Source organism: Kiloniella antarctica (genome assembly GCF_042682825.1).
Lineage (GTDB): Bacteria > Pseudomonadota > Alphaproteobacteria > Kiloniellales > Kiloniellaceae > Kiloniella > Kiloniella antarctica.
In genome coordinates this window covers 45953-61814 of sequence record NZ_JBHUII010000007.1, presented here as the reverse complement: position 1 = coordinate 61814, position 15862 = coordinate 45953, and the positions used below count along the sequence as shown (strand labels likewise).

At 45.7% G+C, this 15862-nt stretch carries 12 protein-coding genes; 10 read left to right on the top strand and 2 right to left on the bottom strand.

Annotation, left to right across the window (positions count from 1 at the left end):
• Positions 1–21: 21 nt before the first annotated feature.
• The 7 genes from ACFSKO_RS13900 to ACFSKO_RS13870 all read left to right on the top strand — a co-directional run bounded on the left by ACFSKO_RS13900 (position 22) and on the right by ACFSKO_RS13870 (position 8031).
• Complete coding sequence (locus ACFSKO_RS13900) at positions 22–813, top strand: IclR family transcriptional regulator (RefSeq protein ID WP_380252627.1); 792 nt, start codon at positions 22–24, stop codon at positions 811–813.
• Positions 814–951: 138 nt separating this feature from the next.
• Positions 952–1923 (top strand): NADPH:quinone oxidoreductase family protein, encoded by a 972-nt coding sequence (locus ACFSKO_RS13895; protein WP_380252625.1) that lies wholly within the window; start codon positions 952–954, stop codon positions 1921–1923.
• A gap of 180 nt (positions 1924–2103) precedes the next feature.
• On the top strand, positions 2104–3309 hold the full coding sequence (gene doeA, locus ACFSKO_RS13890; RefSeq protein WP_380252623.1) for an ectoine hydrolase DoeA: 1206 nt from the start codon (positions 2104–2106) through the stop codon (positions 3307–3309).
• Entirely contained in the window at positions 3306–4487 is a 1182-nt protein-coding gene (gene argE / locus ACFSKO_RS13885; RefSeq protein WP_380252621.1) for an acetylornithine deacetylase, read from the top strand. The genes doeA and argE overlap by 4 nt, the downstream gene beginning before the upstream one ends.
• 24 nt (positions 4488–4511) lie before the next feature.
• A complete protein-coding gene (locus ACFSKO_RS13880) occupies positions 4512–5018 on the top strand; it encodes an Lrp/AsnC family transcriptional regulator (protein ID WP_380252619.1) in 507 nt (168 codons plus the stop codon).
• A gap of 118 nt (positions 5019–5136) precedes the next feature.
• A complete protein-coding gene (locus ACFSKO_RS13875) occupies positions 5137–6627 on the top strand; it encodes an NAD-dependent succinate-semialdehyde dehydrogenase (RefSeq protein WP_380252617.1) in 1491 nt (496 codons plus the stop codon).
• A gap of 21 nt (positions 6628–6648) precedes the next feature.
• Positions 6649–8031 (top strand): aspartate aminotransferase family protein, encoded by a 1383-nt coding sequence (locus tag ACFSKO_RS13870; protein WP_380252615.1) that lies wholly within the window; start codon positions 6649–6651, stop codon positions 8029–8031.
• 44 nt (positions 8032–8075) lie between these two features.
• Here ACFSKO_RS13870 and ACFSKO_RS13865 read toward each other — a convergent pair whose 3' ends face one another.
• Complete coding sequence (locus ACFSKO_RS13865; RefSeq protein WP_380252613.1) at positions 8076–8912, bottom strand: beta-keto acid cleavage family enzyme; 837 nt, start codon at positions 8910–8912, stop codon at positions 8076–8078.
• Between the two features lie 14 nt (positions 8913–8926).
• A complete protein-coding gene (locus tag ACFSKO_RS13860; RefSeq protein ID WP_380252611.1) occupies positions 8927–10264 on the bottom strand; it encodes an aspartate aminotransferase family protein in 1338 nt (445 codons plus the stop codon).
• 182 nt (positions 10265–10446) lie between these two features.
• On the opposite strand from ACFSKO_RS13860, the gene ACFSKO_RS13855 reads away from it, so the two are divergent.
• The 3 genes from ACFSKO_RS13855 to ACFSKO_RS13845 all read left to right on the top strand — a co-directional run bounded on the left by ACFSKO_RS13855 (position 10447) and on the right by ACFSKO_RS13845 (position 15854).
• A complete protein-coding gene (locus ACFSKO_RS13855; protein WP_380252609.1) occupies positions 10447–11340 on the top strand; it encodes a MurR/RpiR family transcriptional regulator in 894 nt (297 codons plus the stop codon).
• Between the two features lie 539 nt (positions 11341–11879).
• Entirely contained in the window at positions 11880–12845 is a 966-nt protein-coding gene (locus tag ACFSKO_RS13850) for a TAXI family TRAP transporter solute-binding subunit (RefSeq protein WP_380252607.1), read from the top strand.
• A gap of 186 nt (positions 12846–13031) precedes the next feature.
• Positions 13032–15854: a TRAP transporter permease gene (locus tag ACFSKO_RS13845; RefSeq protein ID WP_380252605.1), complete on the top strand. Its 2823-nt coding sequence runs from the start codon at positions 13032–13034 to the stop codon at positions 15852–15854.
• The last annotated feature ends 8 nt before the right edge of the window (positions 15855–15862 follow it).

The following is a 15862-nucleotide window of genomic DNA, read 5'->3' as shown; positions in this document are numbered from 1 at the left end:
GCCATATAGTGGGATTTTGATTTGATTGATGTCAAGAAGCAATCACAAGTTGGCGTTGGTCTCATTCAGAAGACCTTCCAAGTTTTAGATCTATTTCAACTGGATAGACCTGATTGGTCGCAGTCTGAACTAATTTTGGAAACAGGTATGAGCCGATCGACAGCGAGTCGACTGGTGCGCTATCTCGTCGACACGGGGTATTTGGTTCAGCACCCCTCTTCTGGACGTTATATGCTGGGCGTTGCCGCTGCGGATCTTGGACGAAGAGCTATGGCAGGGTTTGATTTGAAAGCAATATGCCAACCAGCATTAGAGCAGCTTTCAGAAATAACAGATGAAACCATTCTTTTGACGTCACTGGATCGTTCTGCACAGGCGGTTATTTGTGTTGACCAAATCGAAAGTCGATGCGGTGGTTTACGGGTTTTTGAAAAAATTGGAGCATCATTCCCTTTACATGCTGGGGCTGCTCCGAGGGCGGTTTTGGCTCTTTTGCCTGTGGCTATGCAAAATGCTTATCTCCAGTTGCCGCTGAAAAAATTCACAGATCACACCATGGCCTCTGAAGTAGAGTTACGTCGGGAAATTAAGAAGATACGTGACGCTGGTTATTCAATATCTGTGGAAGAGACCTATGAAGGGGCTGCAGGCATTGCCGCGCCCTTTGTCGGCCCGGATGAATACCCGTGGGGGAGCATTGCAATAGCCTTTCCATTGAATAGACTAACCGAAAACGAACGGGAAGATATGGGTAGAAAAATGGCAGATATATCGAAGCGTATATCAATACTATTGCGCAAGCCTGAAGGATGACTGATTAAATACTTAACGTGTTTTTTGTTGGGAACAGTGTCCGTAAAACAATTTATGTTCGTTTCGAACGGGATTGGACGAAGTATAAAAAGTCAGACATCGAAAGTACGTAAATATCTCAAGCATAAGAGGGTAAAAATGAAAAGGTGGGTTTCCTCAAACACTCTTGGTATCCAAGGAATGAAATTCATAGACGAAAGTTGGGCCCCCTCTGATCCGACAAAGCTGGTCGTGCGCGTACATGCTGCGGCCTTGAATTTTTCTGATCTCTTAATGGTAGAGGACAAATATCAAGTTCGCCCGCCGCGCCCCTTTACGCCTGGTCAGGAAGTCGCTGGGGTTATTGTTTCTGCTCCTAAAGGTAGTGGCTGGGGTATTGGCGATAGGGTTGCGAGTAAGGTGATATGGGGAGGGTTTTCCGAGCTGGTTGAAGTGCGAACTGATATGGCTTTTCGAGTCCCTGATAATATCACTTTTGCCAAAGCCGCTGCTTTACCTGTTGCCTACATCACTTCGATGGTCGCTTTCTTTGATAGTACAAAGGTTCAACCGGAAGACACCGTACTGGTTCATGCTGCTGCGGGCGGTGTTGGGTTAGCCGCAGTTGAGATTGCAAAGGCAATTGGGGCAAGGGTAATTGCGACAGCAGGTAGTGACGATAAGTTGGATTTGGCACGAGAACATGGTGCAGATGTTGGTATTAACTATCATGATAAAAATTGGTTTCAGACGGTAAAAGAAGTGACTGATGGCAAGGGGGTTAATGTAATCTATGACCCAGTTGGAGGTGATATCGGTATCAATAGTCTGCGGTGTATTGCCCGTGACGGTATTTTGCTTGTTGTCGGCTTTGCTTCGGGGGTGATTACTAAGCTACCTGCAAACAGATTGATGTTAAAGCGGGCATCTGCCAAAGGCGTTTATTGGAACCATGATTATGATGGCGCAATGCTTGGAGAAATGACCCGTAAGTTGTTTCTTATGCTAGAAAAAGGACAGATTAATCCTGTGGTTCACGAAGGACAGTCTCTCGAAAATTTGCCAGACGCCATGGCGTTATTGCAAAGCCGTAAGACTACGGGGAAGGTGATTCTAAATATCCCGGAATAAAGTCCAAACCTGTTCTTGCTGTATTGAGGATGATGCTCTGGAATAAATCACGCTTTTTTATGTTTTGGGTACGAGAATTTATCTCTTTTTGCTTCTGTATTTAGATGATCTATCCAAAAATCTTATGCCACTATACCAAAGAATAGAGTGTGTATTTATGGGTATGTATTAGAGGGTGGGATGTCTTCTTTATCAGAAAATTTAACAGCATCAGTTGAGCTAAATTTTACACGCGCAGAATATGCTGAGAGATTGGCAAAAACTCGTCGGGCAATGCAAGCAGCTGACCTTGATAGCTTGATTGTTACAGATCCAGCCAATATGGCTTGGTTGACGGGTTATGACGGTTGGTCTTTTTATGTGCATCAGTGCGTGATTGTGACCTTAGAGGGTGAACCAATTTGGTATGGCCGTGGTATAGATGCCAATGGAGCCAAGCTTACTTCATACCTTTCTCATGATAATATCATCGAGTACCCCGATCATTACGTGCAATCGACCGAACGCCATCCGATGGATTTCCTGTCTCAAGTTATGACAGGAAAGGGTCTTGATAAAGACACTATCGGTGTTGAAATGGATAACTACTATTTCTCTGCGGCGGCCTTTGCTTCTCTTACAAAAAATCTTCCCAACGCAACTTTCAAAGATTGCCAAAATCTTGTGCATTGGCAACGATCAGTAAAGTCTGAGCGTGAACTTGATTATATGCGTAAGGCTGGAAGAATCGTCGAAGCAATGCACAAACGCATCCGTGAAACTGTGCGCCCAGGTTTACGTAAACACGAACTGGTCGCCGAAATTTACGATGCAGGCTTGCGCGGAGTTCCTGAATACGGTGGTGACTATCCTGCCATTGTTCCTTTGTTACCTTCAGGGGCCGATGCTTCTGCGTCTCATCTAACCTGGAATGATAAGCGGATGGTATCTGGAGAGGGGACTTTTTTTGAAATCGCGGGCGTGTACAAACGCTATCACTGTCCGTTGTCTCGGACGGTCTTTTTAGGCAAGCCAGATCAAAAATTTCTCGATAGCGAAAAGGCTGTGCTGGAAGGTATGGAAGCGGGCCTTGAGCAGGCAAAAGCAGGAAATTTCTGTGAAGATATTGCCAACGCCTTTTTCGCCGTTTTGAAAAAACACGGTATCATCAAAGACAGTCGCACAGGCTATTCAATCGGACTTTCGTATCCACCTGATTGGGGCGAGCACACCATGAGCTTGCGTAACGGAGACAAGACCGTGATGAAGCCGGGTATGACTTTCCATTTCATGACGGGGCTCTGGCTTGACGATTGGGGATTGGAGATTACCGAAAGTATTGTTATTGGTGAACGTGGACCTGAGTTACTTTCAAACGTACCCCGCGAGTTGGTTATTATTCCATGACAAATACCCCGACCCAGATTTCGATCCTGACTTCGACCAAAGAAATCCTCACCCGCCTTGTTGCTTTTGAGAGTCTGTCAGCGCTCTCTAATCTTGATATGATCGCCTATATCGAAGGTTATCTTAAAGAACACGGGATCTCGTCATCGATTAGTTATGATGAAACGGGTGAGCGCGCTAATCTCTACGCGAGAGTGGGCCCAGAGGTCGATGGGGGTGTTGTTCTTAATGGTCATACGGATGTGGTGCCTGTTAAGGGCCAGCCATGGACCGAAAATCCTTTTACTCTGATCGAACGCGATAATCGTCTTTATGGTCGCGGTTCTGTGGATATGAAAGGGTTTCTTGCCTGCACATTGGCAATGGTTCCGGAATTTAAATCTTACGATCTTAAACGCCCTGTGCACTTGTCCTTTTGTTATGATGAAGAAATCGGGGGTTTTGGCGCGCCTGTTCTTGCCGATGATATTATGTCTAAATCTATAACCCCATCTGTTGTCATCGTGGGTGAGCCGACCAATATGCAGTTGGTGACGGGGCACAAAGCGGGATTTGAGCTTCGGACTGAATTCGATGGTCTTGAAGTTCACTCTTCTGACCCCAGAAAAGGCGTTAATGCGGTCGAATTTGCAGCACGTTTTATCTTTAAAATTTTAGAGGTTGGCGCTGAACTTGCGGCTAATCCTCTGGAGGGCTCCCCTTTTGAGCCGCCCTATTCGACATGTAATGTTGGTCAAATAGAAGGCGGGATTGCAACGAACATCACCGCAAAAAGTTGTGCTATAAATTGGGAAATTCGTCCGATACCCGGTGATGATGGCCACGCAATCCTGGACAAGATCGGAAATTATGCTGAGAGTGTTCTTGTGCCGGAAATGCAGGCTGTTTTTCCTGAAGCGGATATTCGGACTCTTGTTCTCGCAGATATTCCACCGCTCTTGGCACATGATGATTCACCCGCAGTGACCTTGATTAGGCAAATCACGGGCAGCAATGCTAGCGAAGTGGTTTCTTTTGGTACTGACGCGGGTCATTTTGAGAAAGTAGGACTGTCCACAGTGGTCTTTGGCCCAGGCTCAATTGAGCAGGCGCACAAACCGGATGAGTATATTGAAATTTCCGAGCTTGAGTGCTGCCTCTCTTTCTTGCATGATCTAGCCAGACATCAGTCGCAATAAGCCAAAATTTAGGTAGAATATTACATGCGTGCAGCTGGGCTTCGTTTAGATGATCGTGATATCGCGATCTTGAAAATTTTACAAAAAGAGGGCCGGATTACAAAAGCTGCTTTAGCAGAACGGGTAAATTTATCTCCAACGCCCTGCTGGGCACGCTTGCAGCGTTTGGAGCAGTCAGGTTTGATTGAGAGTTACGAAGCCCGACTATCAGTTAAAGCATTCTCATCTTTTTCTACTGTCTTGATGGAAGCCGAACTGGATAGTCACCGAGCAGAAGACTTCGACAGGTTTGAAGTAGCCGTTCAAGATATACCAGAGATACTGGAATGTTGGGCTGTTGGTGGTGGGATCGACTACATCCTAAAGATCGTGACTAAAGATGTTGACGGTTACCAAAGGCTTGTGGATCGCATGTTGGAATCAAAAATTGGCCTTCGACGTTACTTTACTTATGTGGTCACAAAGCCAGTTAAACAGGAAACCGCGTTGCCGATTGACCTTTTATTTGACGGTAGTAGCTCTGAGGAATAGATGAAACTGCTGTCTTATCTTTTTTAAGCGATAGCTTTTCTAAAATCTCCTTCTTCTTTAGACACACCTTCCTGAATAAGTTTTGCATCATGGGTTAGAAATTAACAGAGGCTAACCTATGTCCTGCAAGTACGATGAAAAAAAGCGTTCGGATGCTTTTATGCATTTGAAAGATCCCCGCTTACTAAAAGAATTTAGTTATATTAACGGCCAGTGGTGTGATGCGACTTCAGGTCGACAGATCACAGTTACGGATCCATCAACTCAACTCACTCTTGGTAGTGTGCCTGCAATGTCGGGTGTTGAAAGTGCGAGAGCCGTTGGTGCGGCTGAAGATGCCTTCCCATCCTGGGCCGCGTTATTACCTCAAGAACGATCTGTAATCCTCCGTCGCTGGTTTGATCTTCTAAAAGAGCACAAGGAAGATCTTGCGTTTCTTATGACCCTAGAGCAGGGTAAACCAATTTCTGAATCTCGGGGTGAAATTGATTATGCGGCAGATTTTATTGAGTTCTATGCCGAAGAAGCTAAACGGCCAAATATAGAAAATGTAACCTCTCATATGTCGGGGGGCGAAGTCGAAGTTTGGCGTGAACCATCTGGCGTTGCAGCTTTAATCACACCGTGGAATTTTCCTTGTGCAATGATCACACGTAAAGCCGCAGCCGCATTGGCTGCGGGATGTACTTGTGTGGTGCACCCATCCAAGGAGACGCCTTTTTCAGCAACGGCATTAGCTGAGTTGGGAGAACGCGCGGGATTCCCGGCAGGCATTTTTAACGTCGTAACGGGTGAACCCGACGAGGTGGTAGCTTCTTGGACAGAAGACAAACGTGTGAGAGTTCTCTCTTTCACAGGATCAACCGAGATCGGTCGATTGCTTTACCAACAGTCTTCTTCTTCCATTAAACGCTTGGTGTTGGAGCTTGGTGGACATGCGCCATTTATTGTCTTTGCTGATGCGGATATTGATCATGCAGTGAAATGTGCCATATCAGCCAAGTTTGCGACCTCTGGTCAGGATTGTCTCGCTGCAAATAGAATGTATATCGAGCAACCGATCTATGATGAGTTTACACGCAAGTTTGTTGCTGCCGCGAAGGAATTGACCCTGGGCCGCGGGGTGGATGACCCGATCATTGGGCCGCTGATGAACGAAAACGCCATGCTTAAACAAGAAGCACATGTTGCAGATGCCTTGGGTAAAGGTGCCAAATTATTGTTGGGTGGAGAACGTGATCCTTTGGGGCCGCTGTTTTATAAGCCGACGGTATTAGGCGCTGTTCCTGAAAATGCACTTATCTTTGAAGAAGAAACCTTTGGGCCTGTTGCCTGTCTCGCACCGTTTAAGGCTGAAGATGATATCATCGCCAAAGCCAATGATTCGGACTACGGGCTTGTTGCCTATGTTCATACCCGAGATCCTAAACGGATTTATACCGCCAGCCGGGCTTTGCAATATGGCATGGTGGCAATCAATCGTACCAAAGTCACAGGCGCTCCAATTCCCTTTGGCGGCATGAAGCAATCCGGCCTGGGCCGTGAAGGTGCGCGTCAGGGTCTTGAAGCTTTTACTGAAATTAAATACGTCTGTCGCGATTACGCGTGAGCCAAGTATAAGGAAAATATAATGCTGAGAAATGATCAACTAGCCGAATGGGATCGCGATAATTTTTTCCATCCCTCTACACACCTTGCTCAATTTGCCCGCGGTGATATCCAAAATCGCGTAATTACAGGTGGTAAAGGGCTCTACATAAAAGACAGCAACGGTTATGAAACACTGGATGCTTTTGCTGGTCTTTATTGTGTAAATATTGGATATGGCCGGGATGAAGTGGCGGATGCCATCGCTGCGCAAGCCAAAGAGCTTGCTTATTACCACTCATACGTTGGTCATGGCACCGAAGCGTCTATTACCTTGGCGAAGATGATCATTGATCGGGCACCAGCCAATATGTCAAAAGTTTATTTTGGTCTTTCAGGCTCGGATGCAAATGAGACTAATATCAAGCTGGTTTGGTATTACAACAATGTGCTTGATCGCCCTAAGAAGAAGAAAATCATTTCACGTTGGCGTGGTTATCACGGCTCGGGCTTGATGACAGGGTCTCTTACCGGGTTGGAATTGTTTCACAACAAATTTGATTTACCTCTTTCTCAAGTGGTTCATACAGATGCACCATATTATTTTCGCCGTGAAAATCTTGATCAATCTGAAGCTCAGTTTGTTCAGCAATGCGTCGATAGCCTCGAAGAGCTGATTGCAAGAGAAGGTGCAGATACAATTGCGGCCTTTATTGGAGAGCCCGTTTTGGGTACGGGTGGTATTGTGCCGCCACCAGAAGGTTATTGGGCTGCTATCCAGGCTGTTCTTAAAAAGTACGACATACTTCTCATTGCCGATGAAGTGGTAACCGGCTTTGGGCGTCTCGGTTCCATGTTTGGTTCTGATCACTATGGTCTTGAGCCTGATATCATCACCATCGCCAAAGGTTTGACCTCTGCGTATGCACCACTTTCAGGCTCGATCGTATCTGATAAGGTTTGGAAAGTATTGGAAGAGGGTACGGACAAACTTGGCCCAATCGGCCATGGTTGGACTTATTCTGCGCACCCAATCGGGGCGGCTGCGGGCGTGGCGAATCTCAAGCTTATTGATGAAATGGGCCTCGTTTCCAACGCTAAAGAAATGGGTGCTTATTTCAACGAAGGTCTTAAAAGTGCACTTTCAGATATTTCTATTGTTGGAGATATCAGGGGCGAAGGTATCCTTTCAGCTGTAGAGTTCGTAAAAGACAAGGATACGAGAACCTTCTTTGATCCGTCTGAAAAAGTAGGGCCACAGGTTTCTGCTGCGCTTCTGGAACGCAGCAAGGTTATTGCGCGGGCTATGCCGCAAGGAGATATCTTGGGTTTCGCACCACCACTATGTATGACACGTGACGAAGCCGATATTATTATCGAAGCCGCGAGAGATGGCATCGCATCTATAGCTGCTAAAGTCGGTTAAGGTTATGAGAGGCTTCTAATTCGTTTTATGAAATTGGAAGCCTCTCAGCTTTTTTTGGCAATACCTAATAACTTGCGTGCCTCATGGGCGGACGCAACAGCTTTGCCCATGTTAAGTATCTCATCGCGGGTTTGAGTGATGATTTGGCTCGTTGAACCAGCTTCATTCCCTGTTCTGAGATAGCTATTATTTTCAAAGCCAACACGGGCATGTCCACCTTGTTTGATGGCCTCTGCAATACAATTGGCTTCGCTATGACCAAAGGCACAGACAAACCAAGGTCCAAGTTCGGTTGTCTTCTGGCGATCTTTCAGTTGAATAAACAGAGATAACTCGTCGACCTTGCCAAGACTATCACTGGCGTAGCGTCCGAGCACAAAAAGCAAGGAGGGATTGTTGACGGGAATTTTTTTATTTTCAACAAAACTTAGAAACCGGATCAGGTCATCCTGGTCATAAAGTATATGTTGAACGTGTATACCTGCCTCATTTGCCCAGTGATAAAAATTCGATCCATGTGCCTCTTCACCCGCAGGCATCATTTCTTTTAAGGCCACACTTACGGCTTCCGGCATCACCCCTTTTACGCAAGATACCTGTTCTTGTGGCGTGTAGTGCCCGACCGCTTCAGTGGTTATTTGGACCAGAAGATCATCACCAATGGTGGCATTTATTCCAGCAAGAACTTCTCTATAGAGGCCCGCATCAAGAACGTGTGCCTGGGATTGATCCCGAACGTGCAGATGAGCCATAGCGGCCCCTGCGCCTTGGCAGGCGAGAGCTTCTTCGATGATTTGCTCAACAGTTACAGGAAGGTTTGGATGATCGGTTCTGGTTTTCCGTGCCCCGTTTGGGGCGGCCATGATGATTGTTGGTGTCATTGTTCTGATCTCAGTTATTTGGTAACTGCAAGTTCATCGAGCATCGAAAATGACTGAGACAGTTTATCAACAATCTCATCGATGTGCTGATCTTCGATAATGAAGGGCGGCGCAAGAAGGATGTGATCACCATTTTTGCCGTCGATGGTTCCTGGCATCGGATAACACATCAGGCCCAACTCAAAGGCTGCTTTCTTGATCCGGGCATGGATTACAAGAGCGGGATCAAAAGGCTCTTTCGTATCCCGGTCTTTGACAAGCTCAAGCGCAATGAAGAGACCGCGCCCACGAATATCTCCAACATGAGGATGTTGACCGAAGGTATCGGTGAGGGCGTTCATCAGTTGCTCTGAACGGTGTCTGACGTTTGTAATCAGGTCTCGTTCCAGCATGCTAGTGAGAACTGCGAGGCCTGCAGCACAGGCCATGGGGTGCGCCTGATAAGTATGTCCGTGTTGGAAAAAACCTGACCCATTTTCTATCGCACTATAGATACCTTTACTACAGAGCATGGCCCCAATCGGCTGATAACCCGCACCAAGACCTTTGGCGATGCAGACAATATCGGGGGCGACTTCATCGTGTTCGCAGGCAAAGAGTGTTCCGGTGCGGCCCATGCCGCACATGACTTCATCAAGTATAAGCAAAACCCCATACTGATCGCAGATTTCCCGGATGCGTTTGAGGTAACCCGGTGCGGCTGCAACTGCGCCCATCGTGGCCCCAACAACGGGTTCACAAATAAAGGCTGATACACTTTCTGCGCCAATTTTGAGTATCTCAGCTTCGAGACGGTTCGCGGCTCTAAGGCCGTAGGCTTCATCGCTTTCGCCTTCATATTGATCTCTGTAAGGATAACAGGGATCAATATGAGACATGGGAACGAGCATCGGCATAAAGGGTTCGCGCCGCCATTTGTTGCCTCCAGCCGATAGGGCGCCAATCGTATTGCCGTGATAACTTTGCCAGCGGGCAATGACGTGTGAGCGTTGATCATCTCCGCGTTCAAGGTGATATTGCCGGGCGAGTTTTAGAGCGGCTTCAACAGCTTCCGAACCGCCAGAGACAAAATATACTCTGTCGATGCCTTCGGGCGCATTTGCTATCAGAAGATCGGCGAGGGCCTCGGCAGGTTCACTTGTGAAAAAGCCGGAATGGGCAAAAGACAGCTTATCTGTTTGTGATTTTATGGCCTCTTGTACTATTTGGTCTGAATGACCGAGGCAAGATACAGCGGCGCCGCAACAAGCATCCAAATAACGCTTGCCATTTTGATCAAAGATATAGCAGCCATCACCTGCGACAGCGGTTGGGAGCTTTGATTTTGTGTGACGAGGAAATACGTGTCCCATTTTTCTCTCCGGGAGACTTATACCCAGGGGCGTCCTATTGGAGTAATCCTGCTGGGTATCGTTTCTGTATTAGCACGATAGACTATCGTTAGACATAGTAGAGTTCGATAAAATATCGTTTGTGTCAATAAATGAAATATAATAACATTTGTTATTATTTTGAATGTAGTTGAGGCATTAGTGTGAGTGCGATTGATAAAACGGGTATCGTGGAACAGCTTACGCGGGAACTAAATTCTTACCCTAAAAGTTTGCGTAGAATAGCGATGTTTATCATCGATAACCCTGCTGAATTTGGTATGAAGTCAATTCGTGATAGTGCCACAGCAACGGGGGTAAGTACCAACACGCTCGTTCGACTTGCACAAAAATTAGGATTTGAAAGCTACAATCAGCTTCGTGCTCCCTTTCGTGCTGCGCTGACTACGAATGCCTCTAATGCCAGTACCAACCAATGGATCAATGAGCTTTATGATCGGGGCGGGATTGAACAAATTCGTGCCGATACGGTGAGCAGTGTTATTGGTAATGTTACTGAGGCATTGAGACAGAATGAAGCGGAAGTGATTGACAAAGCTGCCGAGCTTATTCTTCAAGCTAAAAGTGTCTACCTGATGGGGACACGCGCCCCTTATACCCTTGTTCATTATCTGTATTATGTGGGTCGGATGGCGCTTCCAAATCTGGTTGTAACGCCGGGGCATGCAAACTCTCCTGTGGATGAAATTTTAAATGTTAAAGAGGATGATCTGGTTTTAGCCGTTTCGATCACACCTTTTTCCCGAGAAACGATTGAAGCATGTAAAATTGCTAAATCTCGAGGAGCTAAATTGATCTTGATGTCAGACTCAACGGCGAATTCGTTGCCCTTGAAACCAGATATCACCTTAATTGCTCCGGTAGGAACGCCGCGTAACTTTGATGGCTTTGTTGGGTTCGATAGTTTTGTTGGTTTTTTTGCTCTTTCGGAGTGGTTACTTACTGCGGTGGTTGAAAAAGGGTCACCTAATACTAAGCAAAGAATTCAGATGTTTAATCAGTATCGACAAGAAACAAATGTCTTTTGGAAGCCCTGATATCATTGGCTTTAAGAGCCTCGATAGAATTTGGTTTGGATATGAGTTGTCTTTACATATTTAAAAAAAAGAACAAATGTTATCTGTTGACGAAAAAAAATACATACGCGACCATGTACGCGGTAAGGGTTCATTAAGCAGCCTGCCTGACAGGGATGAAATTACTATAGCAATAAAAATGTGTATGGTTTAAATTAATTTAAACGCATGAAACGAAAGCAGATTCGAAAAAAGGGGAGCTTGAGAATCGCACAGCTTTAGTTTGGGAATTGGTATCTATTGGTTTCAGTCCCCTTTGCTTCAAACAACTCTCCATGTCAGGAAAAATTTAGATTCTAAGGTGAATTTTTGCCTTTGAAATTACTTGAAATGCCACTTGTTGAATAGAGGCACGGATAGAGAGAAATTAACAATCTGTATTAGTTGTTATGAATATTCATTTGTGATTCGGCACAGGAATATGAGCGAGTGGTGACAACTTAATTGTTGAGAAGTACTCGTTATCGTGAACGGAAAAATTAAAAAACTAAGGAGTAGGCATGTTTATTAAAAAAATAGCACTTACGGCTGTTGCAGGGGCAGCTTTTATGGCGTCATCTGCGATTGCTGACACAAAACACGTTGTGATCGGTACTGGTGGTCAGACAGGCGTATATTATGCCGTTGGTGGTGCAATCTGTCGTTTGGTCAATAAAGGGTCTAGTGATCACGAAATTAACTGTACGCATAAAACAGGGGGCTCTGTTGCCAATATCAATGGTATGCGCGCGGGCGATCTGGATATGGGGGTTGCTCAATCTGATTGGCAGTACCACGGTTATAACGGAACAGCACCAGAGACTTTCCCTGAAGGCGAGTACAAAGAGCTTCGCGCTGTGTTTTCGGCTCATCCTGAGCCATTTACAGTGGTTGCCCGTGCAGATTCCGGCATCAAAACTTTTGAAGACCTAAAGGGTAAAAAAGTAAACGTGGGTAATCCAGGTTCTGGCGCGCGCGCGACGATGGAAGTTGTGATGGAGAAAATGGGTTGGACCATGGGCGATTTCGCTCTTGCGGGCGAGCTAAAATCTTCCGAACAAGCTGCTGCTCTTTGTGATGGTAAGGTTGATGCGATTGTATTTACTGTTGGCCACCCAAGTGGAACAATTAAAGAAGCAACGACATCCTGTGAATCTAAGTTAATCAATGTAGACAATGATATTATTCAAAAGCTTGCTGCGGATCATGCTTATTATGAAATGACAACTATTCCTGGTGGTATGTATACAGGTTCAGATGATGACACTGTGACATTTGGTGTCGGAGCAACATTCATTAGCTCAACTGCTGTAGATGATGAAGTTGTCTATCAAATGGTGAAAGCTGTTTTTGATAACTTCAAGCGCTTCAAAAAAATGCATCCTGCATTTGAACTTCTTAAAGAAGAAGACATGATTAAGAAAAATCTGTCTGCTCCTCTACATGATGGTGCTATTCGTTATTACAAAGAACGCGGCTGGATGTAATCAGCTCTAAGATGATAAGGGTGGGAAGGTTTTTGTTTTTCCACCCTTTTTCTAATTATTTATCGGCTGCCTTTATAAATTAAATTCGTGTGGTGATATTAACGTCATTAAACATGGAAAATAATCTAAAAATGACCAAGGGTACCGTGTGATCAGCTTTAGGCGCAGATAGCAGGGATATGGGGTATGGCATCAGAAAATTCTGAAAGCACAAAATTAAGCGATGAGGAACTACAAGACCTTGTTGCTTCGACTGATACGGGTGGTCGAATACCATCTAATCAAAAGATTATTACTTTACTCGCAGCAACAGCTTTAATCTGGTCAATATTTCAGGTCTGGATTGCTTCTCCCTTGCCTTACACGATTGGATGGGGGGCTTTCTCTGGTCGAGAAGCAAGACCGATACATCTTGCCTTTGCAATATTTTTAGCTTTTCTGGCTTATCCGGCATTTAAAAGTTCACCACGTCGAAGCATACCTCTTCTTGATTGGGGCTTTGCTGTGGCTGGCAGTCTGTGCGCTTTTTATCTTTTTTGGGCAGATACAGCCCTAATAAAAGCGCTGTCTGGATCAAGGCTTTCTGATCGTTCCGGTAATCCTAATGGCGTTGATATTTTTGTTGCTGTTATCGGGATGATTTTGTTGTTAGAGGCTACACGCAGAGCACTTGGTCCGCCGCTTATGGTTGTGGCGATGGTATTCCTTGGATATACATTTTTTGGCCCTTATGCGCCTGATTTAATTGCTTGGAAAGGTTCCTCCTTTGGTGGAACGGTTGATCAGCAATGGACATCAACCAACGGTGTATTCGGAGTAGCTCTGGGTGTATCTACAGAGCTGGTTTTCCTCTTCGTTTTGTTTGGTGCGCTGCTTGATCGTGCTGGTGCTGGTAATTACTTTATTAAGGTTGCCTTCTCCTTGATGGGGCACTTTAGCGGTGGCCCTGCGAAAGCGGCTGTTGTGGCATCTGGCATGACGGGGCTTATTTCAGGCTCTTCAATTGCGAATGTTGTGACAACCGGTACTTTCACTATTCCAATGATGAAACGCGTTGGTTTTAACTCTGAAAAAGCGGGTGCAGTGGAAGTTGCCTCTTCTGTCAACGGACAGATTATGCCTCCTGTTATGGGAGCTGCGGCTTTCTTGATGGTGGAATATGTCAATATCCCATATTTTGAAGTCGTAAAACACGCCTTCTTACCTGCTATAATATCCTACATCGCCTTGGTTTATATTGTTCACCTTGAAGCGCAAAAAATGCACATGAAGGGGTTGACCCGAACAGGAACCGTAAAGTCAGGCAAAGATATTGCCCTTTCATGGGGCATCACTCTGGCCGGGATTTTTGCCTTGGCGGGGGGGCTTTCATATGCCTCTGATGCTTATCAAATTCTCGAAAGCACAGCAGCACGTCTTGGGGCCGTGTTAGGGATTTTGGTTGTCCAATTTGTGATCATAAGAGCCTTAAAGAGTAGTGCGAGTGCGGCGACGTATGCTCGGACTATTTCTACGGGAGCAATTGTCCTCGGTAATATGGTCATTGGATCTTTTGGCCTGTTTTTCCTGGTTAATCTTATTCAGAACGTGGCAGGCAAAGAGCTGACGCCTTGGGTCATTGGGGCCTTGATTTTGGTTGTATATGTTATACTGGCCAAATTCGGCTCAGCTTATCCTGACCTTGAAATAGATGATCCAAACGAGCCAATTACAAAATTGCCAGAAGTTGGTCCTACATTAAAATCCGGATTACATTTTCTTCTGCCAGTAGTTGTTTTAATCTGGTTTTTGATGGTTGAGAGAAATTCTCCAGGTACTTCAGCTTATTATGCAACAGTTTTGATGCTTTTCATTTTGCTTACCCAGCGCTATCTGTTTGCGTTCTTTCGTAAAGAGGCAAAATCTGGAACCATCAAACGTGGTATTACTGAACTCGTTGAAGGCATGATTGCTGGTGGTCGTAACATGATCGGCATTGGTATCGCGACTGCGGCAGCTGGTATTATCGTTGGTGCCGTAGATCAAACGGGTGTTGGCGGTAAATTAGCTGCATTGGTTGAGTTTTTATCTCTCGGCCATATCATGCTTATTTTGTTTTGGACAGCGATCCTTAGTTTGATATTGGGTATGGGATTGCCGACAACGGCGAACTATATCGTTGTGTCTTCATTGCTTGCGCCGGTAATTGTTAGCTTGGGACAGCAAAACGGCCTTATCGTGCCGCTTATTGCTGTGCATATGTTTGTCTTCTATTTCGGGATCATGGCGGATGTGACGCCCCCGGTGGGGCTTGCCTCCTTTGCGGCGGCAGCGATATCCGGTGGAGATCCGATTAGAACGGGCTTTGTGGCTTTTTTCTACTCTCTTCGTACTGCGCTACTCCCGTTCCTCTTCATCTTTAACACTGATCTTCTATTGATTGATGTGACTCCATTGGAGGGGGTCTTTATCTTTATCGTTGCGACGGCGGCTATGCTGATCTTTACAGCTGGTTCGCAAGGTTTCTTCCTTGCCAAATCCAAGTTGTGGGAATCTGCAGCGTTGCTTTTGATTGCCTTTACGTTGTTCCGCCCGGGGTTTTGGCTGGACTATGCTATTTCTCCTTACGAAGAAAGAAACGGATCTGAAATCGTACAAGCCATGGCTGATGTTAACCCTGGAGACGAACTTCGTGTGTTGATCAATGGTACTGATGATGTTGGTGACGCTGTTACTTTAACCATGCTTGTTACCGTGGGTGATGAGGCGACTGGTGAAGAGCGCTTGGAAGCTTATGGTTTGGAAGTTATAGAGCAAGACGGGAATTATATCGTTGACGGGGTTGGTTTCGATACCATGGCTGAAAAAGCGGGCTTTGATTTTGATCAGGTTATTGCCTCGGTTGGGGTGCCTGCTGATCGTCCAGCTAAAGAACTGTTCTATATCCCCGCCTTGTTGTTGTTAGGTCTGATTGTGATGTTACAGCGGCGCCGTCGCCGAGACCTAATCGCGGAACCTGCAACTGCTTAGAGGAGAAA

Coding starts and splice junctions, on each gene's coding strand:
- ACFSKO_RS13895 (WP_380252625.1), top strand. CDS start 952: ATGAAAAGGTGGGTTTCCTCAAACACTCTTGGTATCCAAGGAATGAAA.
- doeA (WP_380252623.1), top strand. CDS start 2,104: ATGTCTTCTTTATCAGAAAATTTAACAGCATCAGTTGAGCTAAATTTT.
- argE (WP_380252621.1), top strand. CDS start 3,306: ATGACAAATACCCCGACCCAGATTTCGATCCTGACTTCGACCAAAGAA.
- ACFSKO_RS13880 (WP_380252619.1), top strand. CDS start 4,512: ATGCGTGCAGCTGGGCTTCGTTTAGATGATCGTGATATCGCGATCTTG.
- ACFSKO_RS13875 (WP_380252617.1), top strand. CDS start 5,137: ATGTCCTGCAAGTACGATGAAAAAAAGCGTTCGGATGCTTTTATGCAT.
- ACFSKO_RS13870 (WP_380252615.1), top strand. CDS start 6,649: ATGCTGAGAAATGATCAACTAGCCGAATGGGATCGCGATAATTTTTTC.
- ACFSKO_RS13865 (WP_380252613.1), bottom strand. CDS start 8,912: ATGACACCAACAATCATCATGGCCGCCCCAAACGGGGCACGGAAAACC.
- ACFSKO_RS13860 (WP_380252611.1), bottom strand. CDS start 10,264: ATGGGACACGTATTTCCTCGTCACACAAAATCAAAGCTCCCAACCGCT.
- ACFSKO_RS13850 (WP_380252607.1), top strand. CDS start 11,880: ATGTTTATTAAAAAAATAGCACTTACGGCTGTTGCAGGGGCAGCTTTT.
- ACFSKO_RS13845 (WP_380252605.1), top strand. CDS start 13,032: ATGGCATCAGAAAATTCTGAAAGCACAAAATTAAGCGATGAGGAACTA.